This window comes from Caballeronia sp. ATUFL_M2_KS44, from assembly GCF_023630965.1.
Taxonomy (GTDB): domain Bacteria; phylum Pseudomonadota; class Gammaproteobacteria; order Burkholderiales; family Burkholderiaceae; genus Caballeronia; species Caballeronia concitans.
The window spans coordinates 110,871-136,400 of the sequence record NZ_JALQEA010000006.1; the positions used below are offsets into that span (position 1 = coordinate 110,871).

Consider the following 25,530-nt stretch of genomic DNA (forward strand, 5'->3'; position numbering starts at 1 on the left):
CGCCGCGTTGAAGAACACAAGGGAGTAGTGATGGACAAGAACATGAAGATCCTCGTCGTCGACGATTTTCCGACGATGCGCCGTATCGTTCGCAATTTGCTGAAGGAACTCGGCTATTCGAACGTCGACGAAGCGGAAGACGGCGCGGCGGGTCTCGCGCGTCTGCGCGGCGGCGGCTTCGACTTCGTGATCTCCGACTGGAACATGCCGAACCTCGACGGCCTCTCGATGCTCCAGCAGATCCGCGCGGACGCGGCGCTGGCGCATCTGCCGGTGCTGATGGTGACGGCGGAATCGAAGAAGGAGAACATCATCGCGGCGGCGCAGGCCGGCGCGAATGGATACGTGGTGAAGCCGTTCACGGCGGCCACGCTCGACGAGAAGCTCACCAAGATTCTCGAGAAGATGGCTAAAGCCGGGAGCTGATCGTGAACGATCTGACCACTGAATTCTCAGCAGCGATTGTCGAGAGTGATGGCGATCAGTCGAGCGACCGCATCCTCGCGCGCATCGGCCAGCTGACGCGCACGCTGCGCGATTCGATGCGCGAACTCGGCCTCGACAAGCAGCTCGAAGCGGCGGCGGAAGCCGTGCCCGACGCGCGCGACCGCCTGAAGTACGTCGCGACGATGACCGAGCAGGCGGCGGACCGCGCGCTCAACGCGATCGAACTCGCCAAGCCGATGCAGGAAGCGATGCAGCGCGACGCGCAGGCGCTCGACGCGCGCTGGGCGCAATGGTACGGCGCGCCGCTGTCGCAGGGCGAAGCGGGCGAGCTGCTCGCGCAGACGCGCAGCTTCCTGCAAAGCGTGCCGGAAAAGACCCAGGCGACCAACGCGCAACTGCTCGAAATCATGCTCGCGCAGGATTTCCAGGACTTGACCGGACAGGTCATCAAGAAGATCACGGATGTCGTGCATCTGATCGAGCAGCAATTGCTGGGCGTTCTGCTGGAAAACATCGCGCCCGAGCGCCGTGAGCAGTTCGCGGCGTCGGCGGCGGCGCTGGTGTCGGCGAGCGGCAGCCCGGAAGCGCTGTTGAACGGCCCGCAGATCAATCCGCAAGGACGCAGCGACGTCGTGCAGGATCAGTCGCAAGTCGACGACCTGCTCGCAAGCCTCGGCTTCTAAAGCCCCGCTGCGCCGCAACAACAAGGCGGAGCGCATCGTTCGATGCGTTCCGCTTTGTCGCGTCCGTACCGTGCGTATCGTGTGCATCGCCTGAAAAAATCGCTGCTTTTCGCAAACTATCTATCGACGCGGAACTTTCCTGCTCCTTACGATTCCACTATCAGCCGCCGCCGATACGCGATGCCCAACCGGAGCACGCGCCGGCGGGTTTGGCATACTGATGGCTATAGCATCGTCACCGATGCGCAAAAAAGCGGCGCGCGCGCCGCTCCATCGTGACGGGCGCGCCGCCTGAAAAGCGCGGCGGCGTCCTCGTCAGCACAATCCACAGGAATCGACAGGAGGCCCAGTGAAGGCACTGAAGCAACCCCGTCATGGGCATCTCAAGGCGTCGCTGGCGCTCGTCGCGGGCGTCATCGGCGTCTGCGCCGGCGCTCCGGCGCACGCCGGACTCGGCAGCGAGCCCCTGACCGCGCCGCCGGGCGCGACCACCGAGCAATCGGTCGTGCATGCCGCGGCATCGGGCGCGTCGGCATCGACGGCATCCAGCTACACCGTCCGCAGGACGGAGCTCGCGAGCGGTACGGTCGTCAACGAATACGTGTCGTCGGCAGGCACGGTGTTCGGCATTTCGTGGAGCGGACCGCGCATGCCGGACCTCTCGACGCTGCTCGGGACCTATTTCCCGCAGTATCAGCAGGGCTTGCTGGCGCAGCGCGCCGCGCGCGGCGGACGCGGACCGGTGAGTGTCCAGGACACAGGCCTCGTCGTGCATTCCGGCGGCCACATGGGCGCGTTCTCAGGCAGCGCGTATTTGCCGCCCTCCTTGCCCGCCGGCGTATCCGCCAGCGACATCCAGTAAGCGACCGGAGAATCCGATATGCGTAGAACGACACTCGGCCCCGGCGCGGCTTCTTCCTCGCGCGCCGGCAATGCAGCCCGCTGGCTCGGCGCGCTGTTTCTCGCGCTGACGCTCGCCGCGTGCGGCGGCGGCAACGACGACCACAACAGCTCGAACGGCGGCTCGTCCGGCGGCTCCGGCGGCGGCTCGTCGAACACGGCGAACGCGCAGCCCACGCCCGCCAACGGCACGAACGCCGTGCCCATCAGCGTCGATGCGGGCGTCGCGGGCTTCGTCAACATTCCGAACGTCTCGATCCAGGTCTGCGCGCCCGGCACGAATGTTTGCCAGACCATCGACCATATTCAGCTCGATACGGCCTCGTTCGGCCTGCGCATCCTGAATTCGGCGGCGCAGTCGGTGCTCGGCAGCCTGCCGACGGTAGCCACCGCGAGCGGCGGGCAGCTCGCGGAATGCGCCGGTTTCGCCGACGGCTACACGTGGGGCACCGTGCGTCAGGCGGACGTGCGCATCGGCACCGAACTGGCGAGCGCGGTGCCGGTGCAGGTGATTGGCGATCTGAATGCATCGGCGGCGCCGCAGGGTCTCAACGGCTGCCCGTCCGGCAACGACGAGAATTCCACCGCCGATATCGGCGCGAACGGCATTCTCGGCATCGGGCCGGCAACCTACGATTGCGGCACCAACTGTGCGACGACCGCGCTCAACAGCATGTACTTCTCGTGCGCGAACGGCACGAACTGCACGGCGACGACCGTCCCGGTGGCGCAGCAGGTCACCAATCCGGTCACGAAGTTCGCGGTCAACAATAACGGCGTGATCCTGCAACTGCCTCAGGTTCCCGATACCGGCGCCGCCAGCGCGAGCGGCACGCTGGTATTCGGCATCGGCACGCAGAGCAACAACACGCTCACGGGCGTGACGAAGCTCGGCACCGACACCTACGGCGACCTTTCCGGCACGTACAAGGGCACGTCGGTTCAGGCGTTCTTCGATTCCGGATCGAACGGGCTGTTCTTCCAGGACACGTTCCCGCTCTGTTCGAGTTCGAGCGTGTTCTATTGCCCCAGCTCCGAGCAATCGCTTTCGGCGACGGTGCAGGGCAGCGAAGGAAATACGGCGACGGTGCCGTTCAGCATCGTGAACGCGCGCACGCTGACGTCGGGCGGCGGCAAGTACGCGTTCAACAGCCTGGGCGGCCAACTGGGCATGAGCGGCTCCTTCGATTTCGGCCTGCCGTTCTTCTTCGGACGGCACGTTTTCGTCGGATACGACTTGCCGGGCAGCTCGCCGTACGTGGCGTTCTGAACCATCGCGCTGGCCGGCGCCGCATTGGCCGGTCAGCGTGACGCTCGTGATGCGCATAAAAAATCCGGCCATGCGGCCGGATTTTTTTACGCCTGCGGGCCGCTCATTCCGTCGCCCGGGGCTTGCGCGGCGCGCGCTCGAAGGCGGCGTCGTAGAGCCAGCGCGGCAGCACGTGCAGCAGCATGCCGACGACGCGCATCTGCCACGGAAACGTCGCGTAGCGTACTTTGCGCGCGATGGCATCGGCGGTTTTGGCGGCGAAGCGGTCGGCGTCCATCAGAAACGGCATGCGATACGGATTGTGCGCCGTCATTTCCGTGCGCACATAGCCCGGCGCGATGGTCACGACCGCGACGCCTTGCGGCCGCATCTCCACGCGCAGCGCTTCCAGATACTTCGCCGCCGCCGATTTCGACGCGCTGTACGCGCCCGATCCCGGCAGCCCGCGCACGCCCGCGACGCTCGCAATGCCGACGAGCGTGCCGCGCCGCGCGGCCGTCATCGACGCGACGAACGGCTCGAACGTCGCCACCATGCCGAAGTAGTTCACGTCCATCACCGCGCGGAACGTCTCCAGCTCGCCGTGGCCGGTGAGCGCGCCCTGGCTGATGCCCGCGTTCGCGATCACGACATCCGCCGCACCGTGCTCCGCGATGAAGCGGCGCGCGGCATCGGCGATCGCTTCGGGATCGCGGACATCGGCGGGATAAATGGAAATGGATGCTTCGGGATGACGCGCGGCGAATGCCGCGAGAGACTCGACGCGCCGCGCGACGAGGCCGATCACGGCCCCGCGCTTCACGTATTCCTCGGCCAGTGCCTGACCGATTCCACTCGACGCGCCGGTAATGAAAACCTTCAACGGAACTGCATTCATACCGGCTTTGAACCTTTACATCTTCTTGTTGCGAACTTGCTGGACGAGGAAGTCCATGACCTGCGTCGTGCCCGTCAGGCTGTTGGTCTGCGCCGGACCGGTCACGTATTTGCCCTGCACGATGACCGTCGGCACGCCGTCGATCTTGTAGTCCTGCAGCAGCTTGGCGTCGCGCTGGACATCGCTTTGCGTCGAGAAGGAGTTGTACGCATCCATGTACTTCTTCTTGTCGACGCCTTGCGTCGCGAGGAAGTCAGCCTGCGCTTGCGGCGTCAGCAGGTAGTTCTTCTTCACGTGGATTTCGTTGAAGACGGCGGGCGTCAACTTCTCCTCGACGCCGAGCGCGACGAGCGCGTGGTACATCTTCGAATGCGGGATGAAGTCGTCGCGGAACGCCACCGGCACGCGCTTGAACACGACATCCGGACCCTGCTTCTTTTCCCACGCCTCGATATACGGCTCGAATTCGTTGCAGTGCGGGCAGCCGTACCAGAAGAATTCGATGACTTCGATCTTGCCCGCCTGTGCCCCGACCGGCTGCGGCGCCTGAAGCACCGTGTAGTCCTTGCCGGCGACAGGCGCGGCGGATGCCACGCCCGCCACGCTCAACGACGCGGCGGCGATGCCGAGGGAAAGGGCGATGGCGCTGAACAGTTTTTTCATGATCGTTTTGGAGCGAAGGAGCAAGGTGAGAGGCAGCGTGGCCGGTGCGTAAAAGGCCCATCAGTGGGACATATGACGCTTAAACCACACTTAAACCACGCTTAAGCCAGGCCGCGCCCGGAACGCACGCGCGGCCTTCGTGCAGCTTATTGCTTCGAGAAGCGGATCACGGCGGTATCGACGCCCGCGTCGGACAGACGCTGACGCGCCGTGTTCATGTCCTCGAACTTCGCGAACGGACCGATACGCACGCGATAGTACGTCACACCGCCCGCGTCGCGCTGCGTGACCTTCGATTCGAAGCCCTGGAAGCCGAGACGCGCACGCTGCTGTTCGGCATCGGACTGCGTCTTGTACGCGCCGACTTGCAGGAAATAGCCGGTGTTCACGTCGCCGGGAGCGGGCGGCGTGGTCTTGGCTGTCGTGCTCGGCGCCGAACCGGCCTTGGGCGTCGCGGCGGTCGACGAACTCGCCGAACCGTTCGTGCCCGGCGCGGGCTGTTCAGGCTTCTTCGCGATGGCCGCGCTGCCGCTCTTCGGCGCGGAAGCCGTCGTGCCGTTGCTGGGCGGCACTTCGACGATCTGCGGCTCGTCCAGCATGCCCGACGATTGCGTTTGATTGTTGCTCTGGCCGGGCGCGGTGTTCGGCGGCGTCGGCTGGGCGGCTTGCGGGACCGGCTGACCGGGCGACTTGCCTTGCAGCGGACGGTTCGGATCGTACGGTTGCGCGGCGGGCGCGGACGAGCTTTCCGATGGCGGCGGCGCGACCTTCGCGACGAACGGCGTCGGTGCGCGCGTGATGTACAGCGCGACGATCACGGCGATCGCGAGTCCGACGATCAGACCCAGCACGATGCCGAGAAAGGTTCCCCCGGTTTGCTTCGATTGCGACTGCTTCGACGTGCGGCGTGGTTTTGCCATCGTATGAATCACCTGCAAAAAGTCTTCGAGTTGGCCGACGATTATAGCGGTCGCGTCATGCGAGCCCGCGCCATCCTTGCGTCCGCGCACGCCGAAGCGTCATAAAGTTACAGGCGCGCGCGAACCGGACGAAATGCGCTTACATCTTCTGGGGAGCGGACACGCCGATGGTCGCGAGTCCGTTTTCGAGCACCTGCCGCGTGGCCGCGAGCAGCGCGATGCGCGCGGTGCGCTCCTGCTCGTCGTCCACCAGCACGCGCTCGGCATTGTAGAACGAGTGAAATTCGCCAGCGAGGTCGCGCAGATAGAACGCGACGGCGTGCGGCGCGAGTTCTTCGGCGGCGTGCGCGAGCATCTCGGGGAACTCGGCGAGCTTGTTGAGCAGCGCCATCGCGCGATCGCTCGATAGCGGCGAGAGATCGGCCTTCGCCGCCTGCGTGACATCGCCGGCGTAGCGTTCCTTCCAGTCGCTCAGAATCGTGCAGATGCGCGCGTGCGCGTATTGCACGTAATAGACCGGGTTCTCGTCGTTCTGCTTGAGCGCGAGGTCGATGTCGAACACGAACTCCGTGTCCGCCTTGCGCGAAATCAGGAAGAAGCGCACGGCGTCGCGGCCTCGGCGGATCATGTCTTCGTCGAGTTGATCGGGCGCGGCTTCGTTGCCCGGCGTCATGCCGCCCGACCATTCGATCAGATCGCGCACGGTCACGTAGCTGCCCGCGCGTTTCGAGATCTTCACTTCCTGGCCGTCGCGCATGACGGTCACCATCTTGTGCAGCACGTAATCGGGATAACCCTTCGGAATGCCGATGCCGAGCCCTTGCAGCCCCGCACGCACGCGCGCGATCGTGCCGTGATGGTCCGAGCCCTGAATGTTGATGACCTTGGTGAAGCCGCGCTGCCACTTCGTCACGTGATATGCAACGTCCGGCACGAAGTACGTGAACGTGCCGTCGGACTTGCGCATGACGCGGTCCTTGTCGTCGCCGTCGTCGGTGGTGCGCAGCCACAGCGCGCCTTCCTGCTCGTAGGTCTTGCCGGCATCGATCAACGCCTGAACCGTTTGTTCTACGCGCCCTTCCTTGTACAGCGACGACTCCAGATAGAACTGGTCGAACTTCACGCCGAACGCGGTCAAGTCCATGTCTTGTTCATGGCGCAGATACGCGACCGCGAAATGACGAATGGCTTCGAGATCGTCGACGTTGCCGCTGCCCTTCACCGGCTCGCCGTCCTTCGCCGCGACGGTCGCGCCCGCCATGTAGTCGCGCGCGATATCCGCGATGTACTCGCCGTTGTACGCCGCTTCCGGCCACTCTGCGTCGCCGGGTTTGAAGCCGCGTGCGCGCGCTTGCGTCGAAATGGCGAGATTGCCGATCTGCACGCCCGCGTCGTTGTAATAGAACTCGCGATGCACGTCGTAGCCTTGCGTCGCGAGCAGGTTCGAAAGCGCGTCGCCGAGCGCGGCCTGACGGCCGTGGCCGACGTGCAGCGGTCCCGTCGGGTTCGCCGACACGAATTCGACGAGCACGTGCCTGCCCGCATCGCGCGCTGAGCGGCCGAAGGCGGCGGCCTCGTTCAGCACAGCCGGGATCACGTCTTGCTTGGCCTTCGCCGCAAGCCGCAGATTGATGAAGCCTGGCCCTGCGACTTCCGCGTGATCGACAAGACCCGCAGCCTGCGGATGCGCGATCACGGCATCGACGATCTGCTGCGCCAGCTGACGCGGATTCGCGCGCAACGGCTTGGCGAGCTGCATCGCGACATTCGACGCCACGTCGCCGTGCGCCGCGACCTTCGGTCGTTCGAGCACGATCGCGGGCGCGACGAACGCGGCTTCGCTTGCGCCGAGCGTGGATTGCGCGACCTGCTTGACCGCGTCGGAGATAAGCGTTTCCAGGGTTTCTTTGTGTGCGGGCAGCATGCTGATGTGATCCAGTGAAGCGGGTGCGGATGCGATAGAGGAAGGCGAAGCAAGACGCCCTGTGACGCGGCTTTCCAGCCGGGGGCCACGTGACGAACGACGCGAAACAATGCGAAACGGCGCGCGATTCGGGCGTTAGACATAGCTAAACCGGGAGTTTAGCAAATGCTAAACTGTCTAAAGAGGGTGGCTGTCAGCGAAAAACAGGCTCGTCGGCGCGCTTGCAACGTGGCTTGCATCGAAGACCGGCTGTCATCCAACAAAAGGAAAAGGACCTTCCCATGCTGATTACATTCAAGACCATGGCTGCACCCGACGTCATGATGCTCGATAACCTGGCGGAGTATCTGCTCGGCATCATCGGCAAGCAACTGACGGCGCGGGGTGTCATTACACCGGAAGAACTGCCTGCGGCCATCCAGAAGCTCGAAGCGGCCATCGTGACCGACAAGAAAGAGCGCGCCGAGCACGACGGTCATTTCCACGAAGGCGAAGCGGGACACGATCCGCACGAGATTCCTATCGGACTTGCGCAGCGCGCGTATCCGTTTCTCGACATGCTGCGGCTCGCGCAGAAAGAGAAGAAGGACATTCTCTGGGGCGTGTGACGTCCGAACGATCGGAGCGCTTCACGGCATGAAGAAAAAACCCGCATCGGCAACGTCGATGCGGGTTTTCTTTTTACGATGAACCATTCGCTTACTGCGACTGGCCGCCTTCGGCCGGAGCCGGTTTGGCCGTCGTGGGTTTGCGGGGCTTCTTCGGCTTCTTCTTGTGCTCCGTTTGCGGCGGCGAGTACGACGATGCCTCGGTGCTGCTGGCCTGCGCGAAGGCCGAACCCGACGCAGCGAGAACAGCCGCGGCGATCAGAACGGTTACGGCGGACGTCATCTTCTTCATGCGACTTTCTCCGTGACGAAAAGAATGCGTGGCCGCCGTCGTGACGGCCTATCGCGGGTACCAGTCTACGGAAATCAAAAACTTCCCGCCGAAAGCGTGCCTGTTGTCCGCTATCAGTCCGCCGATATATTGCTTCGATGCACTTACCGCAACGGCGCGAGCGCGCGTTCCGCATCCGACGACGATATCGCCATGCGTTCCGCGAAACTCTGAAGCTGATCGTCGCCAATCTTGCCGACCGAGAAGTACGTGCTTTCCGGATGCGCGATATAGAAGCCCGACACGCTCGCGGCCGGCAGCATGGCGAGCGATTCGGTCACGCTCATGCCGAGTTCGTCCGCCTGAAGCACTTCGAACATATCGCGCTTCACGAGATGATCCGGGCACGCCGGATAACCCGGCGCGGGACGAATGCCCGTGTACTTCTCGGCGATCAGCGCTTCGTTGTCGAGCGTTTCGTTCGACGCATAGCCCCACAGTTCGCGGCGCACGCGCGCATGCAGCGCTTCGGCGAACGCTTCCGCGAAACGGTCGGCGAGTGCCTTCAGCATGATCGCGCTGTAGTCGTCGTGATCGGCTTCGAACTGCTTTTCCTTCTTGTCGACGCCCAGGCCCGCCGTGACCGCGAAGAGACCGATGTAGTCCGCGACGCCCGATTCCTTCGGCGCGATGAAATCCGCCAGCGAGCGATTCGGGCGCATCACGCCGTCGACGACCGGCCGCACGCTTTGCTGACGCAAATTGCGCCACGTCATGGCCACTTGCGAGCGCGATTCGTCCGTGTAGATTTCGATGTCGTCGTCGTTGACCGTGTTCGCCGGCAGCAGCATGACGACGCCGTTCGCCGTGAGCCAGCGGCCCTGGATGATGCGCGAGAGCATCGACTTGCCGTCCGAGAACACGCGCCGCGCCGATTCGCCGACGATCTCGTCGTTCAGAATCGCCGGATACGGGCCCGCCAGATCCCACGTCTGGAAGAACGGCGCCCAGTCGATGTAATTCGCCAGTTCTGTGAGGTCGTAGTTCTTGAACACGCGGCGTCCGATGAAGCTCGGCTTCTTCGGCGTGTACGCGCTCCAGTCGATCTTCGTCTTGTTCGCGCGCGCTTCGGCGTACGTGACCATCGGCAACGCTTTCTTGTTCGCGTGCTGATGACGGATGCGCTCGTAGTCGCTCTTGAGTTCATCGAGATACTTCGCCGCGCCTTCGTCCGACAGCAGGCTCGACGCCACCGAAACGGAACGCGACGCATCCGGCACGTACACGACCGGCCCTTCGTAATGCGGCGCGATCTTCACGGCGGTATGCACGCGCGAAGTCGTCGCGCCGCCGATCAGAAGCGGCGTCTGCTTGCCGCGGAAGTATTCGTCGCGTTGCATTTCGGACGCGACGTAAGCCATTTCTTCGAGACTCGGCGTGATGAGCCCCGACAGCCCGATGATGTCCGCGCCTTCTTCCTTCGCTTTCTGCAGGATGGTCGCGCAGGGCACCATCACGCCCATGTTGACCACTTCGAAGTTGTTGCACTGGAGCACGACCGAGACGATGTTCTTGCCGATATCGTGCACGTCGCCCTTCACGGTCGCGATGACGATCTTGCCCTTCGAGCGCACGTCCGCGCCGGCATCGGCCATGCGCTTTTTCTCTTCTTCGATGAACGGAATGAGGTGCGCCACCGCCTGCTTCATCACGCGCGCCGACTTCACCACTTGCGGCAGGAACATCTTGCCCGCGCCGAACAGGTCGCCGACGATATTCATGCCGTCCATCAGCGGACCTTCGATCACGTTGATCGGGCGGCCGCCGGCGGCGTCGATCTTCTGACGCACCTCCTCGGTATCTTCGACGATGAAATTCGTGATGCCGTGCACGAGCGCATGCGAGAGCCGCTGCTCGACCGGCTGATTGCGCCACTCGAGGTTCTCTTCCTTCTTCGCCGCGCCGGTCTTGAACTTGTCGGCGATTTCGAGCAGACGGTCCGTTCCGTCTTCGCGGCGATTGAGCACCACGTCTTCCACGCGATCGCGCAACTCGGCGTCGAGATCGGCATAGACGCCGAGCTGACCCGCGTTCACGATGCCCATGTCCATGCCCGCCTGGATCGCGTGATACAGGAACACGGTATGGATGGCTTCGCGCACCGGATCGTTGCCGCGGAACGAGAACGACACGTTCGACACGCCGCCGGAAACCTTCGCGTGCGGCAGATTCTGTTTGATCCAGCGCGTCGCGTTGATGAAATCGACCGCGTAATTGTTGTGCTCTTCGATGCCCGTCGCGATCGCGAAAATGTTCGGGTCGAAGATGATGTCTTCGGGCGCGAAGCCGACTTCGTTCACGAGGACGTCGTAGGAACGCTTGCAGATTTGCGTCTTGCGCTCGAAGGTATCGGCCTGGCCTTGTTCGTCGAACGCCATGACGACGGCCGCCGCGCCGTAGCGGCGAATGAGGTTCGCGTGATGGCGAAACGCGTCTTCGCCTTCCTTGAGCGAGATGGAATTGACGATGGCCTTGCCCTGCACGCACTTGAGACCCGCTTCGATCACCTCGAACTTCGACGAGTCGATCATGATCGGCACGCGCGCGATGTCCGGCTCGGAGGCGATCAGATTCAGAAAGCGCACCATGGCGGCTTTCGAATCGAGCATGGCTTCGTCCATGTTGATGTCGATGACCTGCGCGCCGTTCTCGACCTGCTGGCGCGCGACGGCGAGGGCTTCGTCGAACTGGCCGTTCAGGATCATGCGCGCGAACGCCTTCGAGCCGGTCACGTTGGTGCGCTCGCCGACGTTGATGAACAGCGATCCGTCGGTGACGTTGAACGGCTCGAGGCCGGAAAGACGCATCGTGTGGTCGGTCATGGTAATGAGGTCTTCAGAGCGGTTGCAGATTGATCAGCCGGTGTATCCACGCATCGAAGTGCGGGCACGCGGCGCGAATTTTGTGTAAGCCGATCCGGTGAGCCAGCGCGGGACCGTGGCGTACTTTGTCGTATTTGGGCCTGAGCAGGCTTGCGAGCCGCTTCGATGGAGCAGTCAGCGGGGAATCGTTTATATGCTCGGGCGTTTCGAAGGCGGTGCGGACGCGGTCGAGATCGGACTCGAACACGGCCCACCCTGCATCGACTTCGCCGAAGCGACGTATGTCCGAGAATAGCAGCGCTTCGAACTCGTGAGGCTGGACGTGCGGAACGAAACGATCGCGGCGGCAACGGGCGTGGGTCACGACATCGTCTGCCAGAAGGTTCTCGATTCGTGCGGCACGGCTTCGCGGACTGCTGTGGCGCGACTCCGCGAAACCTGGGAACGTCGGGCCGAGACCGTAGAGATCGAACAGGGTCGTCACATACGTGTCGGACCTTTGCAGAAGAACCTGTCTGAGCGCAAACCGAACCCTGTCCAGATTCAGGCCGCCGCCACGCCCGTGCTTCGATGTCTTGATCAGTCGCGATTCTGCATGAACGCCATGCGATGCAAGCTCGGGCGCGAGCACGTCACGAACGAAAGTTTCCTCGGTCTGTCCTTCGCCGACGATGACGACATTCACCGTCATGCGGGCCTCCCGCCGAGCACGTTCATCTCCCACAGTTCGCCGAGCGAGTATTCATCCAGCCAGGAGCCGAGTTCGGTTTCGCTCAACCGCCGGAAAGTGGATGCATTGTCTTTCCTGTCGACGACGACCACGTCTTCAGGCGCGAGGCAACTGAGCAGTTGCATGGACTGCGTCGCGACGATCAACTGGCGGCGTTCCGACGCGCGCTTGAGGAGACTTGCGAGCATGTTGATGGCGAACGGATGCAGGCCAAGCTCCGGCTCGTCGAGCAGGATGATGGGCGGCATCAGTTCCCACGGTTGCTGGAGCAGCGTGGCGAGACAGATGAAACGCAAGGTGCCGTCCGAAAGGACGTGCGCCTTGAACGGCGTATCAGGATCGCCTTTTTCGGTCCATTCGAGTTCGACCGTCGGGGGATTGTCTTCGCGATGAACGAAATCGTCGAAGAAAGGCGCGACGAGCCGAATGGAATCCACGATCATCCGGTAGTAGGCTTCGTGCTCTTCCCGCAGCATTCGAAGGAACGGTGCGAGATTGGACGCGTCAGGCTTCAGCCGCAGCGTGTCGTTCGATTGCTGGATCTGCTTGACGCGAGCCGTTTCGCCCGTGTCGTGGAAGTGATAAACCCTTACGCGGTCGATCGGCGGATTGATTCGCTCGAAGAAGTCGTTCTCGCCCGGCCCAAGATTGGCGCGGACGTTTCGCACATAGTCGGCGAAAGCGGACTCCGCGTGCCCCGCACCCAGCGATACCGGTTCAAACCCGTGATGCCGCACGCGCTCATTGGCGAAGATAAGCCGATTTTCGCTCGTCGGAACAAGAGCGAATGCGTAAGTGCCCGATTCGTCGAAATCGAGCGTTGCCTCGATCTCCTTCGTCTGCTTGCGGCCGTAGTGCAAAAAGGCGTCTGCCCCTGCCTCCCGCTGCACATGAAGCTGGAAGCGCTGGCCGTGCATTTCGGCGAGCATCCGGAAAAAGCCGATGAAGTTCGACTTTCCCGCGCCGTTTGCACCGATGAGCACGTTCAGGTCGCGCAATTCGAACTCGCGCAGCTCGCGTATCGACTTGTAGCCGGCGATGGTCAGTTTCGAAATGGCTGGCATGTTCAGATTCCGATCTACAGCGCGTAACACGGCGTCCTCCGCTCGCAACGTTCACACGCTCAGTATGCGAACGTTGTGATGCGGCGTCGCCTCGGCCGAATGGCTAACGCTGACGCCGGGCGCGAAGCTTACGCAGCATCCCGATACTGCGACGGAAACGCGCGCGGCTTCACTTGCGCCAGCGCCTTCGCGATCTCCGCGATATGCTCCGGCGTCGTCCCGCAACATCCGCCCGCGAGATTCACAAGCCCCGCTTCGGCGAATTCCTTCAGCAATCCCGAAGTCACGTCCGGCGTTTCATCGAAGCCCGTATCGCTCATCGGATTCGGCAAGCCGGCGTTCGGATAGCACGACACGTACGTATCGCACAGCTTCGCCAGCTCCGCGATATACGGACGCATCAGCGCCGCGCCCAGCGCGCAGTTCAGCCCGAACGTGAGCGGCTTCGCGTGACGCAGCGAGTTCCAGAACGCTTCGACCGTCTGGCCCGAGAGAATGCGCCCGGAAGCATCGGTGACGGTGCCCGAAATCATGATCGGCACGAGTTCGCCCGTGTCCTCGAACAGCTCATCGAGCGCGAAGAGCGCGGCCTTCGCGTTCAACGTATCGAAGATGGTTTCCACGAGGAACAAATCGCAGCCCGCGTCGAGCAGCGCCTTCGCCTGCTCGTAGTAGGTGTCGCGCAACTCGTCGAACGTGACGTTGCGCGCGCCGGGATCGTTGACGTCGGGCGAAATGCTCGCGGTCTTCGGCGTCGGTCCGATCGCGCCCGCGACAAAGCGCGGCTTGTCGGGCGTGGAGAACGCATCGCAGGCTTCGCGCGCGAGCTTCGCCGATGCGAGATTCATCTCCGCAGCCAGCGCTTCCATGCCGTAATCGGCCTGGGCCACGCGCGTCGCGCCGAACGTGTTCGTCTCGATGATGTCCGCGCCCGCCGCCAGATACTTGTCGTGAATTTCGCGGATGATCTGCGGCTGCGTGATCGACAGCAACTCGTTGTTGCCCTTGATGTCGCGTCCGTAATCCTTGAAGCGCTCGCCGCGATACGCCGCTTCATCCAGCTTGTAGCGCTGAATCATGGTGCCCATCGCGCCATCGAGAATCAGGATGCGTTGCTGCAAAAGCGCGGGCAGCGCCGCGCCGCGCGTGTATGCGCGTGCGGGCGACCTGGCGCCCGACGGACTCGGATTGGCGTTCTGGTTCATGACGGACAGGCCCTGTACCGGATGTGAAATAGTCCGTCATTGTAGCCGCAGCCACGCCCAATCGCTGTACGCGCCGGCCTGCCGGCAAGGCGCGATGGCACAGGATCGCAACAAAAAAAGAACCCCGCCGATAAAGGGACGGGGTCTTTCTGGCGTGTCGCACGTTTGCCTTGCTGCATGGCTTGCCCGATCGCCGGCAAGCGGTGGCGGCGCGAGCGCGTGAAGCCGCGCCCGCGCGGTGAATCAGTGAAGCACGACGGGTTGGGTCATCAAGATATCGAACTGGCCGAGGAATTCATCGACATCCTCGAGCGAAGGTTCTTCCTCGATCAGCTTCTGCACGTGTTCGCGAAACTTCTCCGCGAGCGCACCGTCGATGAAGATCTCCCGTTGCGTGTTCTTGTCGACGATTTCGTAACCGCCCGACATCATCGCGAGATGATTGTCCTGCGGCGGAAATTCGACGACGCAATAGTTAGGGCTGTTGTAGATCATTTGCATGGCGACACTCCTTATTCCTGTTGCTCCGGGCAAACCTGCATCTTAAGTGGAGCGACGGGGTGGGAATTCAAGGGGTGGCCTCGATGTGATGCCGTTTTATCGAGGCTTATTGCTTTTGATACAGGCTCAGGCGGCCCCGCGCAAGAACGCATCGAGCAATGCGCAAAATCGCTGGGATGCCTCGACCGGAGACAGATGTGCCGCATTCAGTAATTCGAATTGCGCGCCCGGCACCAAGTCCGCGATCGCTCTGGATTCAGCATGCGGCGTGCCATTGTCCTGTTCACCGGCAACCACAAGTGTTCGTTTTCCAATCGATGCAAGGCCGTCGCGCGCATCGAAACGGCTGATCGCCAAGGCCGCGCGCGCGAAACCTTCGGCGGGCGTGTGCGCAATCGTTTCGCCGATCTGTTCCACGACTTCCGGATGCGCCTTGCGAAACTCGGCCGTGAGCCAGCGTTCGAGCGTGGGTTCCACGACACTGTTTGTCCCGTTTTCGCGCACCGAAGCGGCGCGTTGCATGAACGCCGGGCGCGCGTCTTCGCGAATGCAGGCCGGTGCGCCGACGACCGTCAGCGAATCCACTTTGTCGGCATGGTTGATCGCGAACTTCTGCGCGACCATGCCGCCAATCGACAAACCGACGATATGCGTCGACGGCGCGCCGAGCTTGTCGAGCAGTTCCGCGAGATCGTCGGCGAGATCGTCAATGGTGAAGTCGTCCGGCGATACCGCCGTGTGGCCGTGGCCGCGCAGGTCGTAACGTAACACTGTGTAACCATCGCGAAAGTAGCCGGCCATCTGGTCCCACACCGACAGATCACCCGCCAGTTGATGGATGAACGTAAGCCAGGGACCGCCGCCTTCGTTGTCCAGCACGTACCGTGTGTCGATGCCCTTGATGTTCAACTGCATATCGGCTCCGTGAGAATTGCTTCTACGCGTGGGATGTCCTGAACGCTGCAACGCGCCGCCGTCAGGGCCGGGTTTCCGGCTCGACGGCGGGTGCATTTTCGTCTGACGCATCCCTCGTGCCCGACGCCTCTCGCGAGCCTGCCGCGGACGGCGGACGGAGACTGCCGGCCCACAGCATTTCAATCTGCATGCCGTTCGGCTCGGTTTGCAGAATGCGCACCGGCAGCCAGCCGAGCGCGGGCGCGAGCCAGACATCGAGCTTGCGTCGATCGCCTTCGCGGCGCGGCAGGCGCGTGAAATGGCGCGCGGTGACGAATCCGTCGCGGGCTTGCACGGTTTCGTCGCCGACGGTTTCCATCGGCCAGATTTCGCTGCTGTCGTTGTCGGCGACGCTGAACTGCCGCGTGACGCCCGGCTTGTAGACGTCGGGCGCGCCGCGCACGAGGCTCGCCAATTGCATGACGACGCTGAAACGGTCCTGCGCACCATCGGCGAGCGGCTGGCTGTTCGGCGTGCGCGTGTAGACGATTTGTTTCGTTTCGCGATTGAAGATGGCGATATCGGCGGCGCGTCGGCCGCGTTTTTCCGAATATTGTTCCGGCGCGATGCCGAAGCCATCGATATGACCCTTGCTCGAATACACGTAAGGGCCGACGAACGGCAGCGGAATCGACACGACCATCTCGTAATGCTGGCCGTCGTTGGTCCAGTGGATCGTGCCGGTCTGATTCATCACGCCGTTCACGAGCGTGTCATAGCGCAATTCGCCGGTCGGCGGGACGCTGAATTTATCGCCGGATGCGGCTGCGGGGGGCTGCGAGGCGGCTGCCTGTGCCGATGCGGTCGCAGACACGCCCGAAGCCGCGACCGTCGACGATGCAGTAACCGGCGCTTCCGGCTGCGGAGTCGCGGCGCTCAGAACCGGCGCGGGCGCGGGACGCGGCTGCGGAGCGGGACGGGCTGGCTTCGGCGGCGGCGGTGTTGCGGGCTTGGCCGGCGCGGCGGGCGGCGCGGGCGTCGGAGGTGCAACGGGCTTCGGCGTCAGCAATTCCACCTGCACGGGCGGTTTCTCCATCAGCGGCGGATTCGTCGGCTGCTTCGCGCGCTCCATCCAGCGCATCGCGCCGAAATGCAATCCGGCGACGATGAGCGCGGCCAGCAGCCATCGCCCCCAGCGGCGAGGCGCGGCGGTCGTGGGCACGGCATGAGGCGGCTCGCCCGACGCGGGACGAGGACGGCGAAAGTCGAACAGAGGCATTGAAACGGAAGAAGGTTGAACGCGCGCGGCGAACGCGAAACGGTTATGACACGCGCCGGCGAAACGATGTTCCTCAGCGCGCGGGCGCGTCGCTGGTGCGGTATCCCAGTTCGTACGACAACCCGTGCGCGCACTCGCGCAGTGCGGAATCGATTTCACCGCCCCAGCGCGTATCGAACGCGCCTTCGTGGCCGAGCGCGATCAGCCCGAGCGCGAGTTCGCCCGTCGAATCGAAGACCGGCGTGCAGAACGCGTGGATCGTCGGCAGCAGCATGCCTTCGACGCGCGCCGCGCCGTGCGCGCGGATATCGGCGAGAAGCGGCTCGATATCGGCCATCGTCTGCCTGCTCGCAGCGAGTTCGCGCTCGAGCATCGGCTGTGTCCTGCTGCGCGGCAAGTACGCGGCGAACAGCAGGCCGGTCGCGGATGACAGCAGCGGCATGACATCGCCCAGTTTCAGCGACGCCTTCGCCGGATAGCTCGACTCCATCCAGTGCACGACGGTCGGCCCCTGATTGCCCCACACCGCGATGCCCACGGTCTGGTCGAGCCGGTCGCGCAATTCGGCCAGCGCGATGCGCGCGAGCCTCACGCCATCGACGCGCGCGAGCCGCGCCAGTCCCATCTGCAGCGCGAAGCCGCCGAGTTCGTATCGGCCGGAAAGCGGGTCCTGCGACACCACGCCGAGCCGCACGAAGCTCACCAGATACCGATGCGCTTTCGCCGGACTCATGCCCGCGCGCTGCGCGAGGTCGCGCAGCATCATCGCGCGCGGCTCGTGAGTCAGCACGTCGAGCAGCCGGAAGCCGACTTCGATCGACTGGATGCCGGAGCGCGCTTTCTCGGCGGAAGCGTCGATGTCGTCTTCGTCAGCGGTGGCGGGCAGGTTCGAAAGCATGACAGCGTGAAGATCGGCCAGATGTTGGCGCAGTGATGGGCGATTCACCATCGTAAAATAGATTTCCCTCAACGTCATCTCAGTCACCGACTCCGCTTTATGAAACTCGCCACGCTGAAGGACGGCACGCGCGACGGCCAGCTCGTCGTCGTTTCGCGCGATTTGCGCACGGCAGTGATCCCCGATGGAATCGTCGGCACGCTGCAACGCGCGCTCGACGACTGGACTTTTTACGCGCCGCAACTGATCGAGCTTTACGACGCGCTGAATCAGGGCCGCGCGCGCAACGCGTTTTCGTTCGATCCGAAGTCGTGCATGGCGCCGTTGCCGCGCGCGTTTCAATGGGCCGACGGCTCGTCGTATGTGAATCACGTCGAACTCGTGCGGCGCGCGCGCGGCGCGGACATGCCGCCGGAATTCTGGACCGATCCGCTGATGTACCAGGGCGGCAGCGACGACTTCCTCGGGCCGACCGACGATATCGTGTGCGCGTCGGAATCGTACGGAATCGATTTCGAGGCGGAAGTCGCCGCGATCACGTCGGATGTCGGCATGGCGCCCACGCCCGACGAAGCGCTGAAAAGCGTGCGCCTGCTGATGCTCGTGAACGATGTCTCGCTGCGCAATCTCATTCCCGCCGAACTCGCGAAGGGCTTCGGCTTCTTCCAGAGCAAGCCCGCGACCGCGTTCTCGCCGGTGGCCGTGACGCCCGACGAACTCTCCGATGCATGGCGCGAAGGCCGCGTGCACCGGCCGATGATCGTGCACTGGAACGGCAAGAAAGTCGGCCAGCCGGAATGCGGCGTCGACATGGTCTTCCACTTCGGCCAGTTGATCGCGCATGCCGCGAAGACGCGCAATCTGCGCGCGGGATCCATCGTCGGCTCGGGCACGATCTCCAACAAGGACGCGACGCGCGGCTACTGCTGCATCGCCGAGAAGCGGTGTCTGGAGACCATCGAGCACGGCGCGGCGCAGACCGCGTTCATGAAGTTCGGCGACAGCGTGCGCATCGAGATCTTCGACGAAGCCGGCAAGTCGATCTTCGGCGCGATCGATCAGGCGGTGGTGCAACTGGAGCAATAAAGCCGCAACGGGTTTCGCCCGATGCGTCGGCGGCATGCGCCACCGTACACTTGCCGGGCGTCGCGGCTCGCCCGCCGCACGATCAGAACAACATCAAAAAGGAGACGTTGATGCGCGGTGTGAAGTGGATGGCGGCAGCAGTTTCGTTGGCGTTGGCGACGGCATCGTTCGCGCAAACGCCGCACATGAAGATCGGTCTCGTGCTTTCGCTGACGGGACCGGCTGCGTCGCTCGGCATTCCCGCGCGCGATACCGTCGCGCTCCTGCCGAAGGAAATGGGCGGCAAGCCCGTCGATTACATCGTGCTCGACGACGCCTCCGACACCACGCAAGCCGTGCAGACCACGAAGAAGCTCATCAGCGAAGATCAGGTCGATGCGATCATCGGCTCGTCGATCACGCCGAACTCGCTCGCGATGATCGATGTCGTCGCACAAGGGCAGACGCCGATGATCTCGCTCGCGTCGTCGTCGAAGATCATCGAACCGGTGGACGACAAGCGCCGCTGGGTCTTCAAGACGCCGCAAACCGACGCGATGATGGCATCGGCCATTGCGGAGCACGCGAGCAATCACGGCGTGAAGACGCTCGCGTACATCGGCCAGGCCGATGCGCTCGGCGAGACTTTCTACGCCGAAGTCGCCAAGTTCGCGCAGCTTCACAAGATCAACGTGGTGGCCAACGAGCGCTTCAATCGCACGGACCCGAGCGTGACCGGCCAGATTCTCAAGATCCTCGCCGCGAAGCCGGATGCCGTGGTGGTCGGCGCGGCCGGCACGCCCGCCGCGCTGCCGCCGAAGACGCTCGCGCAACGCGGCTACAAGGGTCTCGTCTATCACAATCACGGCGTGGGCAACCGCGACTTCCTGCGCGTGTGCGGCGCGGATTGCAACGGAACGTTCCTGCCGACGAGCCCGGTGCTCGTCGCCGCACAGTTGCCCGACGATCATCCGGCGAAGCGCCTCGCGCTGAACTACATCAAACTGTACGAAGCGAAGCAGGGCGCGGGAACGGTGTCGGCGTTCGGCTCGTACACGTGGGATGCAGGCATGCTGCTCGAACGCGCGGTGCCTATCGCGATGAAAGCGGGCGCGCCGGGCACGCCCGCGTTCCGCGCCGCATTGCGCGATGCCCTCGAAGGCACAAAGAACTTCGCGGACACGAACGGCGTCGTCAACATGACGCCGAGCGATCACATCGGCCTCGATCAGCGCGCCCGCGTGATGGTCGAGATACGCGACGGCAAGTGGCTCTATCAGCCGCGCTAATCAAAACGCGCGACTCAACGCGAACGAACATGAGCGATCTCTCCCTTTACTCCGGCTACACGTCGCTGCAATTGCGCCGCCATGCGCACGGCGTGCTCGAAGTGGTGATGCCCGGCGCGGGCGCGAACAAGAGCGGCCTGTCCACCGCCGATGCCAACATGCATCGCGAACTGGCCGATATCTGGCGCGACATCGATCGCGATCCCGAGACGCGCGTCGCGCTGATTCGCGGCGAAGGCAAGGGCTTTTCGGCGGGCGGCGATCTCGCGCTCGTCGAAGAGATGGCGAACGACTTCGACGTGCGCGCGCGTGTCTGGCGCGAGGCGCGCGATCTCGTCTACAACGTCATCAATTGCAGCAAGCCCATCGTTTCCGCGATGCACGGGCCGGCGGTCGGCGCGGGACTCGTCGCCGGCTTGCTCGCGGATATATCGATCGCGTCGAAGTCGGCGCGCATCATCGACGGGCATACGCGGCTCGGCGTCGCCGCCGGCGATCACGCCGCGATCGTGTGGCCGCTGCTGTGCGGGATGGCGAAGGCCAAGTACTATCTGCTTCTATGCGAGCCGGTGAGTGGCGAGGAAGCGGAGCGCATCGGGCTGGTGTCGCTCGCGGTGGAAGAGAGCGAACTCATGCCGAAAGCGATCGAAGTGGCGAACCGGCTCGCGCAGGGATCGCAGACCGCGATCCGCTGGACCAAGTACGCGTTGAACAACTGGCTCCGCTCGGCGGGGCCGACCTTCGATACGTCGCTCGCGCTCGAATTCATGGGTTTCGCGGGGCCGGACGTGCACGAAGGCATGCGGTCGCTGCGCGAGCGCCGCGCGCCGGATTTTCCGGGCGGCGCGCCGTTTTGAGAGAGACCGCGGTATCCACGAATAGCGATCAACCAACGAACAGGAGAGTCGAATGACAGACAACGCAGGCGGCACCCCGCCGTTTTCGATTCCCGGTTTCCCCGGATTCGGCCAGGCCGACATGATGGGCAAGATGTGGGAAATGATGCGCCTGAATCCGTTCGCCGCCGCGATGCCGGGCGGCGGGCAGGGCGTCGGGCCGTCGCTGTCGATGATGTCCGACATGCTCGCGCCGCTCACGAACATCGAGGAGCTCGACAAGCGCGTCACCGACATGCGCGCCGTCGAGCAATGGCTCAAGCTGAATCTGAACATGCTGCAATCGGCGATTCAGGCGCTCGAAGTGCAGCGCGCGACGCTCGCGACGCTGCGCTCGTTCGGCGCGTTCGCGCAGTCGTCGATGGAAAGCGCGAAGAACGCGGCGGCGGATACCCCGAAGACCGCAGGCTGGCCGATGGGCGGCGCGGCGAAACCGGACGAGCCGAAGCAGGCGGCGAGTCCGGAGCCGTCGTCGGCCGGCGACGACGCGCCGCAGCCGTCGCCTAGCCTGCCGCCGGGCTTCGATCCGAGCGGCTGGTGGAACGCGCTGCAGTCGCAGTTCAATCAGCTCGCGCATCTCGCGATGCTCCAGCCCGGCATGACCGGCGCGGCGGGCGCGGCCGGGGCGCAAGACGCATCGGCGGATCAGGCAGCGGGAACGGACGAAACGAACGGCGCCGCCGAAGCCGACGACGACAAACCCGCCGCCGCTGCGAAAAAAGCGGCTGCGCGCAAGACGCCGCCGCGCAAGAAAAGCGAGTGAGCGGCTGCGTTCGGCGACATCGCGCCGAACGTCGAGCAGATGGACATTGCGCCCGGTGGCTGAGAAGTCACCGGGCGCTTTCTTTATCGGCGTGAAGAAAAGAAGAAAGCGCGATCGCGCGGGCTATGTGCGCCACGCCACGTCAGGATCCGCCAGATTCTGTCTATGATTAAGTGGCTACTTACCGGCGATTTGTCCACCTGATGGCTCAGGCATGCTCCGTGCAGCAATAGCAGTGTGTATTCACCTTTCTTTTTGTCCATGACAAATCCATCGGATCAGGACCGCGTGCCCAACGAAGGTTCCGACGACGCGGAACACGCAGACGCAGCGACCGGAACCCCGGCGCCGGTCGCTTTCGGTACCGGGCTGACGGGCATCGGCATTGGCGCGATCGCGCAGGAAATCGGCCTCACGAAGGACACGCTGCGCGTCTGGGAGCGACGTTACGGCTTTCCGCAGCCGATGCGCTCGCCCGGCGGCGAACGGTTGTATCCGCAGGAACAGGTGTCGAAGCTGCGGCTCGTCAAGCGCCTGCTCGACGCGGGGCATCGGCCGAGCAAGGTGCTTCCGCAGCCGATCGAGCAGTTGCAGCAACTGGCGGCGGAGTCCGGTATCGGGCAGGACGCGCCGGACGCGGAACTGGACCGGATGGTCGCGCTGCTGCGCAACGGCGCTTACGAAGACTTTCGCTTCGGACTGCTGAAGCGCGCAACGCGCGACGGCCTCGAGCGCTTCGTGCTGGACGTGGCCGCGCCGCTGGCGGCGCGCATCGGCAATGCATGGGCGGTCGGGACGCTGCAGGTCTATCACGAGCATCTTTTCAGCGAGGCGCTGCAGGTGACGCTGCGCAGCCTCATGCGTCCTTTGTCCGATGCGGTTCGCGGGCGCGGCAACCGTCCGCGCGTGCTGCTCACGACGCTTTCCGGCGAAGGACACGGTCTCGGCATCCTGATGGCCGAGGCGATGTTCACGCTTTCCGAAAGCCAGTGCATCCAGCTCGGGCTGCAGACGCCGCTGCACGATATCGTCAGCGCGGCGGCGGCGCATGACGTGGACATCGTCGCGCTGTCGTTCACTTCCGTGCTGCCGGCGCAGGCGATCCTCACGAGCTTGTCGGAGTTGCGCGGCATGCTGCCGCAGCACGTGCGCATCTGGGTCGGCGGCAGCAGTCCGACGTTGCGCCGCAAGATTCACGAGGGCATCGAATGCATCGCGGGCCTCACGCCGATCGAGGAAGCTGTGGCGGCTTGGCGCTCGGCCTCCGTGCTATCATCGGACGGCTTGGCGGCACAGGCCGGGACGGCGAGCTGAAGCGGGCTTCTGGACGTGACGGCGTGCGCCGCGCTACGTTCAAGCGGCTTGCGCGAACCGGCGCATCACGCCGGTGTCACATGCATGGAGCATGCTGCCGGACCCGCGCTGCAGGACGGCGCGACGAAAGCCCCTGGTCCTACCTCAGGCACAGGTTTCGCTCATCACCCACGGTAGACAGGACGCACAACGCGGTGCATTCGCACGCGACATTCGCATGTCACGCGCGAATCGTGTTGCCGCAGCGCTGAATATGGCGCTTCGTTACCGGTTTTTGCCTGTGACCGTCCGAATCCCGCGTAAAATTGAAAGCTTGGTTGCTCGCGCGCCGCGGTTTCGCGCACGCACGGGCCGAGAGTCATATAGATATAACGTCGCATAAGTGGCATCAGGGGTGGACTATGAACACCATGCTTTATCCGGAACTTTATAAATCGCTGGAATCCGTCCGATGGGATATGGAGAAGGACATCCCATGGGACAAGTTCGATGCGTCCCTGCTCTCCGACGAGCAGGCGAGGACCATCAAGATGAACGCGATCACCGAATGGTCCGCTCTTCCCGCAACCGAAATGTTCCTGCGTGACAACCATCACGACAGCGACTTCTCCGCCTTCATGAGCGTGTGGTTCTTCGAAGAGCAGAAGCATTCGCTGGTGCTGATGGAATATCTGCGCCGCTTCAAGCCGGAACTGGTGCCGACGGAAGAAGAACTGCACGCCGTGCGTTTCGAGTTCGATCCGGCGCCGCCGCTCGAAACCCTGATGCTGCATTTCTGCGGCGAAATTCGCCTGAACCACTGGTATCGCCGCGCGGCTGAATGGCATACCGAGCCGGTCATCAAGCACATCTACGAAACGATTTCGCGCGACGAAGCCCGTCACGGCGGCGCGTATCTGCGCTACATGAAGAAGGCGCTGGTGAATGCCGGCGACACGGCGCGCGCCGCATTCGCGAAGATCGGCGTGCTGATGGCGTCCGCGCGTCGCACGGAGAAGCCGCTGCATCCGACGAACCTGCACGTGAATCAGGCGCTTTTCCCGCGCGATACCGTGCAATCGCGTCTGCCGGATCCGGAATGGCTCGAGCGCTGGCTGGACGATCAAATCCGCTTCGACGATAGCTGGGAGAAGAAGGTCGTCGAGCGCATCCTGCACAACCTGTCCATCCTGTTCGAGCGTTCGTTCGCGACGGCGCAGGAACTGAACCGCTATCGCAAGGAAGTGGTTCAGCGCCTGCAGGCGGTGCCGGGCGGTTCCACGGAACAGCAGCCCGCCTGAACGTCGGGGCATCGGTATTGAAGGAAAGCGGCCCGCCAGCCTGAAACTGGCGGGCCGCTTCGTTATGGGCTTCACCGTTCGACGCAGCGCCCGCCAGCCGCGAAGCCACGAAGCCACGAATGGCCGTGGCACAATGCGCGCTCTCGAACCAATGCAACGAGCGTCGCCATGGCCGCCATTTTCGAACGCAAGATCACCACGCGCGACGCGCTCGCCGCGCTCCGCCCGACGCTCGCCGGGCCGGTCGTATTCACCAACGGCGTGTTCGACATCCTGCATCGCGGACACGTGACGTATCTCGCCGATGCGAAGGCGCTCGGCGCGACCCTGATCGTCGGCGTGAACAGCGATGCTTCCGTGCGCATGCTCGGCAAGGGCGACGACCGCCCGATCAATCGCGAAGACGATCGCATGGCGCTGCTCGCGGCGCTGGAAAGCGTGGACTGGGTCGTGAAATTCGAAGAGTCGACGCCGCTGCAACTGATCGACGCCGTGCATCCCGACGTGCTCGTGAAGGGCGGTGATTACGACATGGACAAGCTGGCGGAATCGGCGCTGGTGCGCGGATGGGGCGGCAAGGCGCTCGCGATCGCATTCGAGCATGACCGCTCGACGACCGCGCTGCTTAAAAAAGTCCGCGCGCAGTCCTGAATTTTCCTGCGCGCGTCACTTGCCGAGCGGCGACGTCTGGACTTTCGCGGCCGGCGCGGGACCACCGACTTGCGGTTGATCGGCGGCTTCTTCGGGATGAAGCGGGCGCATGGTCAGCGTTTCGGGACGCACCTGTTGCATCAGATGCTGCGGCTCGCGCGCGCCGGCCGCGGGCAACGGGCCGAACATGCCGTGCACGAGCGCGAACATCAAAAGGTTGGCCAGGGTCAGGATGGCGATTAGCCAGCGCAGCATT

At 63.8% G+C, this 25,530-nt stretch carries 26 protein-coding genes; 12 read left to right on the forward strand and 14 right to left on the reverse strand.

What is annotated here, in order from left to right:
- Positions 1-30 precede the first annotated feature (30 nt).
- From cheY to NCR39_RS00550, 4 genes are all read left to right on the forward strand, one after another.
- Positions 31-426 (forward strand): chemotaxis response regulator CheY, encoded by a 396-nt coding sequence (cheY, locus tag NCR39_RS00535; RefSeq protein WP_250450088.1) that lies wholly within the window; start codon positions 31-33, stop codon positions 424-426.
- 2 nt (positions 427-428) lie between these two features.
- Positions 429-1,130, forward strand: a complete 702-nt coding sequence (cheZ, locus tag NCR39_RS00540; RefSeq protein WP_250450089.1) for a protein phosphatase CheZ — start codon at positions 429-431, stop codon at positions 1,128-1,130.
- A gap of 349 nt (positions 1,131-1,479) precedes the next feature.
- Positions 1,480-1,992: a DUF2844 domain-containing protein gene (locus NCR39_RS00545; protein ID WP_250450091.1), complete on the forward strand. Its 513-nt coding sequence runs from the start codon at positions 1,480-1,482 to the stop codon at positions 1,990-1,992.
- Positions 1,993-2,010: 18 nt separating this feature from the next.
- Positions 2,011-3,300, forward strand: a complete 1,290-nt coding sequence (locus NCR39_RS00550; protein WP_250450093.1) for a DUF3443 domain-containing protein — start codon at positions 2,011-2,013, stop codon at positions 3,298-3,300.
- Positions 3,301-3,403: 103 nt separating this feature from the next.
- Here the strand turns inward: NCR39_RS00550 and NCR39_RS00555 are convergent, their stop codons facing one another.
- The 4 genes from NCR39_RS00555 to argS form a co-directional block, all read right to left on the reverse strand.
- The gene (locus NCR39_RS00555) at positions 3,404-4,177 is read right to left on the reverse strand and encodes an SDR family oxidoreductase (RefSeq protein ID WP_250450094.1); all 774 of its coding nucleotides are present in this window, start codon (positions 4,175-4,177) and stop codon (positions 3,404-3,406) included.
- A 15-nt stretch (positions 4,178-4,192) separates the two neighbouring features.
- Entirely contained in the window at positions 4,193-4,840 is a 648-nt protein-coding gene (locus NCR39_RS00560; protein WP_250450096.1) for a thiol:disulfide interchange protein DsbA/DsbL, read from the reverse strand.
- A gap of 146 nt (positions 4,841-4,986) precedes the next feature.
- Positions 4,987-5,760, reverse strand: coding sequence for an SPOR domain-containing protein (locus NCR39_RS00565; RefSeq protein WP_250450097.1), 774 nt, complete (start codon positions 5,758-5,760; stop codon positions 4,987-4,989).
- Positions 5,761-5,899: 139 nt separating this feature from the next.
- On the reverse strand, positions 5,900-7,684 hold the full coding sequence (gene argS / locus NCR39_RS00570) for an arginine--tRNA ligase (protein WP_250450098.1): 1,785 nt from the start codon (positions 7,682-7,684) through the stop codon (positions 5,900-5,902).
- A 281-nt stretch (positions 7,685-7,965) separates the two neighbouring features.
- Between argS and NCR39_RS00575 the strand changes: the two genes are divergently transcribed.
- Positions 7,966-8,292 (forward strand): DUF1840 domain-containing protein, encoded by a 327-nt coding sequence (locus NCR39_RS00575; protein ID WP_250450099.1) that lies wholly within the window; start codon positions 7,966-7,968, stop codon positions 8,290-8,292.
- Between the two features lie 91 nt (positions 8,293-8,383).
- On the opposite strand, the gene NCR39_RS00580 is transcribed toward NCR39_RS00575, so the two are convergent.
- From NCR39_RS00580 to NCR39_RS00620, 9 genes are all read right to left on the reverse strand, one after another.
- Positions 8,384-8,584 carry a hypothetical protein gene (locus NCR39_RS00580; protein ID WP_040053125.1) on the reverse strand — a complete coding sequence of 67 codons (201 nt, stop codon included), beginning with the start codon at positions 8,582-8,584 and terminating at the stop codon, positions 8,384-8,386.
- A 143-nt stretch (positions 8,585-8,727) separates the two neighbouring features.
- Positions 8,728-11,445, reverse strand: a complete 2,718-nt coding sequence (metH, locus tag NCR39_RS00585) for a methionine synthase (protein ID WP_250450100.1) — start codon at positions 11,443-11,445, stop codon at positions 8,728-8,730.
- Positions 11,446-11,458: 13 nt separating this feature from the next.
- Positions 11,459-12,136: a DUF4276 family protein gene (locus tag NCR39_RS00590; protein WP_284507064.1), complete on the reverse strand. Its 678-nt coding sequence runs from the start codon at positions 12,134-12,136 to the stop codon at positions 11,459-11,461.
- Positions 12,133-13,239, reverse strand: a complete 1,107-nt coding sequence (locus tag NCR39_RS00595) for an AAA family ATPase (RefSeq protein WP_250450102.1) — start codon at positions 13,237-13,239, stop codon at positions 12,133-12,135. The genes NCR39_RS00590 and NCR39_RS00595 overlap by 4 nt, the downstream gene beginning before the upstream one ends.
- A gap of 128 nt (positions 13,240-13,367) precedes the next feature.
- On the reverse strand, positions 13,368-14,444 hold the full coding sequence (locus NCR39_RS00600; RefSeq protein WP_250450103.1) for a homocysteine S-methyltransferase family protein: 1,077 nt from the start codon (positions 14,442-14,444) through the stop codon (positions 13,368-13,370).
- Positions 14,445-14,687: 243 nt separating this feature from the next.
- Positions 14,688-14,945 (reverse strand): BTH_I0359 family protein, encoded by a 258-nt coding sequence (locus tag NCR39_RS00605; protein WP_035967089.1) that lies wholly within the window; start codon positions 14,943-14,945, stop codon positions 14,688-14,690.
- A gap of 126 nt (positions 14,946-15,071) precedes the next feature.
- Positions 15,072-15,860 (reverse strand): alpha/beta fold hydrolase, encoded by a 789-nt coding sequence (locus NCR39_RS00610; protein WP_250450104.1) that lies wholly within the window; start codon positions 15,858-15,860, stop codon positions 15,072-15,074.
- Between the two features lie 61 nt (positions 15,861-15,921).
- Positions 15,922-17,118, reverse strand: a complete 1,197-nt coding sequence (locus NCR39_RS00615; RefSeq protein WP_250450105.1) for a DUF3108 domain-containing protein — start codon at positions 17,116-17,118, stop codon at positions 15,922-15,924.
- Between the two features lie 73 nt (positions 17,119-17,191).
- Positions 17,192-18,094, reverse strand: coding sequence for an IclR family transcriptional regulator (locus NCR39_RS00620; protein WP_250451420.1), 903 nt, complete (start codon positions 18,092-18,094; stop codon positions 17,192-17,194).
- 21 nt (positions 18,095-18,115) lie between these two features.
- Between NCR39_RS00620 and NCR39_RS00625 the strand changes: the two genes are divergently transcribed.
- The 7 genes from NCR39_RS00625 (at position 18,116) to rfaE2 (ending at position 25,274) form a co-directional block, all read left to right on the forward strand.
- Positions 18,116-19,102, forward strand: a complete 987-nt coding sequence (locus NCR39_RS00625; RefSeq protein ID WP_250450106.1) for a fumarylacetoacetate hydrolase family protein — start codon at positions 18,116-18,118, stop codon at positions 19,100-19,102.
- 128 nt (positions 19,103-19,230) lie between these two features.
- The gene (locus NCR39_RS00630) at positions 19,231-20,370 is read left to right on the forward strand and encodes an ABC transporter substrate-binding protein (RefSeq protein ID WP_250451421.1); all 1,140 of its coding nucleotides are present in this window, start codon (positions 19,231-19,233) and stop codon (positions 20,368-20,370) included.
- A 29-nt stretch (positions 20,371-20,399) separates the two neighbouring features.
- Entirely contained in the window at positions 20,400-21,227 is an 828-nt protein-coding gene (locus NCR39_RS00635; RefSeq protein ID WP_250450107.1) for an enoyl-CoA hydratase/isomerase family protein, read from the forward strand.
- A gap of 52 nt (positions 21,228-21,279) precedes the next feature.
- Positions 21,280-22,029, forward strand: a complete 750-nt coding sequence (locus tag NCR39_RS00640; protein ID WP_250450108.1) for a PhaM family polyhydroxyalkanoate granule multifunctional regulatory protein — start codon at positions 21,280-21,282, stop codon at positions 22,027-22,029.
- Positions 22,030-22,317: 288 nt separating this feature from the next.
- Positions 22,318-23,343 carry a MerR family transcriptional regulator gene (locus NCR39_RS00645; RefSeq protein ID WP_250450109.1) on the forward strand — a complete coding sequence of 342 codons (1,026 nt, stop codon included), beginning with the start codon at positions 22,318-22,320 and terminating at the stop codon, positions 23,341-23,343.
- Positions 23,344-23,744: 401 nt separating this feature from the next.
- Positions 23,745-24,623, forward strand: coding sequence for a ferritin family protein (locus NCR39_RS00650; protein ID WP_250450110.1), 879 nt, complete (start codon positions 23,745-23,747; stop codon positions 24,621-24,623).
- A 168-nt stretch (positions 24,624-24,791) separates the two neighbouring features.
- A complete protein-coding gene (gene rfaE2, locus NCR39_RS00655) occupies positions 24,792-25,274 on the forward strand; it encodes a D-glycero-beta-D-manno-heptose 1-phosphate adenylyltransferase (protein WP_250450111.1) in 483 nt (160 codons plus the stop codon).
- 15 nt (positions 25,275-25,289) lie between these two features.
- Here the strand turns inward: rfaE2 and NCR39_RS00660 are convergent, their stop codons facing one another.
- Entirely contained in the window at positions 25,290-25,529 is a 240-nt protein-coding gene (locus tag NCR39_RS00660) for a hypothetical protein (RefSeq protein WP_250450113.1), read from the reverse strand.
- Position 25,530 lies beyond the last annotated feature (1 nt).

Excerpts from the sequence above, each read along its gene's own strand:
- cheY (WP_250450088.1), top strand. The coding sequence starts at position 31 with ATGGACAAGAACATGAAGATCCTCGTCGTCGACGATTTTCCGACGATG.
- NCR39_RS00550 (WP_250450093.1), top strand. The coding sequence starts at position 2,011 with ATGCGTAGAACGACACTCGGCCCCGGCGCGGCTTCTTCCTCGCGCGCC.
- NCR39_RS00555 (WP_250450094.1), bottom strand. The coding sequence starts at position 4,177 with ATGAATGCAGTTCCGTTGAAGGTTTTCATTACCGGCGCGTCGAGTGGA.
- NCR39_RS00560 (WP_250450096.1), bottom strand. The coding sequence starts at position 4,840 with ATGAAAAAACTGTTCAGCGCCATCGCCCTTTCCCTCGGCATCGCCGCC.
- NCR39_RS00565 (WP_250450097.1), bottom strand. The coding sequence starts at position 5,760 with ATGGCAAAACCACGCCGCACGTCGAAGCAGTCGCAATCGAAGCAAACC.
- argS (WP_250450098.1), bottom strand. The coding sequence starts at position 7,684 with ATGCTGCCCGCACACAAAGAAACCCTGGAAACGCTTATCTCCGACGCG.
- NCR39_RS00575 (WP_250450099.1), top strand. The coding sequence starts at position 7,966 with ATGCTGATTACATTCAAGACCATGGCTGCACCCGACGTCATGATGCTC.
- NCR39_RS00580 (WP_040053125.1), bottom strand. The coding sequence starts at position 8,584 with ATGAAGAAGATGACGTCCGCCGTAACCGTTCTGATCGCCGCGGCTGTT.
- metH (WP_250450100.1), bottom strand. The coding sequence starts at position 11,445 with ATGACCGACCACACGATGCGTCTTTCCGGCCTCGAGCCGTTCAACGTC.
- NCR39_RS00590 (WP_284507064.1), bottom strand. The coding sequence starts at position 12,136 with ATGACGGTGAATGTCGTCATCGTCGGCGAAGGACAGACCGAGGAAACT.
- NCR39_RS00595 (WP_250450102.1), bottom strand. The coding sequence starts at position 13,239 with ATGCCAGCCATTTCGAAACTGACCATCGCCGGCTACAAGTCGATACGC.
- NCR39_RS00600 (WP_250450103.1), bottom strand. The coding sequence starts at position 14,444 with ATGAACCAGAACGCCAATCCGAGTCCGTCGGGCGCCAGGTCGCCCGCA.
- NCR39_RS00605 (WP_035967089.1), bottom strand. The coding sequence starts at position 14,945 with ATGCAAATGATCTACAACAGCCCTAACTATTGCGTCGTCGAATTTCCG.
- NCR39_RS00610 (WP_250450104.1), bottom strand. The coding sequence starts at position 15,860 with ATGCAGTTGAACATCAAGGGCATCGACACACGGTACGTGCTGGACAAC.
- NCR39_RS00615 (WP_250450105.1), bottom strand. The coding sequence starts at position 17,118 with ATGCCTCTGTTCGACTTTCGCCGTCCTCGTCCCGCGTCGGGCGAGCCG.
- NCR39_RS00620 (WP_250451420.1), bottom strand. The coding sequence starts at position 18,094 with ATGACGTTGAGGGAAATCTATTTTACGATGGTGAATCGCCCATCACTG.
- NCR39_RS00625 (WP_250450106.1), top strand. The coding sequence starts at position 18,116 with ATGAAACTCGCCACGCTGAAGGACGGCACGCGCGACGGCCAGCTCGTC.
- NCR39_RS00630 (WP_250451421.1), top strand. The coding sequence starts at position 19,231 with ATGGCGGCAGCAGTTTCGTTGGCGTTGGCGACGGCATCGTTCGCGCAA.
- NCR39_RS00635 (WP_250450107.1), top strand. The coding sequence starts at position 20,400 with ATGAGCGATCTCTCCCTTTACTCCGGCTACACGTCGCTGCAATTGCGC.
- NCR39_RS00640 (WP_250450108.1), top strand. The coding sequence starts at position 21,280 with ATGACAGACAACGCAGGCGGCACCCCGCCGTTTTCGATTCCCGGTTTC.
- NCR39_RS00650 (WP_250450110.1), top strand. The coding sequence starts at position 23,745 with ATGAACACCATGCTTTATCCGGAACTTTATAAATCGCTGGAATCCGTC.
- rfaE2 (WP_250450111.1), top strand. The coding sequence starts at position 24,792 with ATGGCCGCCATTTTCGAACGCAAGATCACCACGCGCGACGCGCTCGCC.
- NCR39_RS00660 (WP_250450113.1), bottom strand. The coding sequence starts at position 25,529 with ATGCTGCGCTGGCTAATCGCCATCCTGACCCTGGCCAACCTTTTGATG.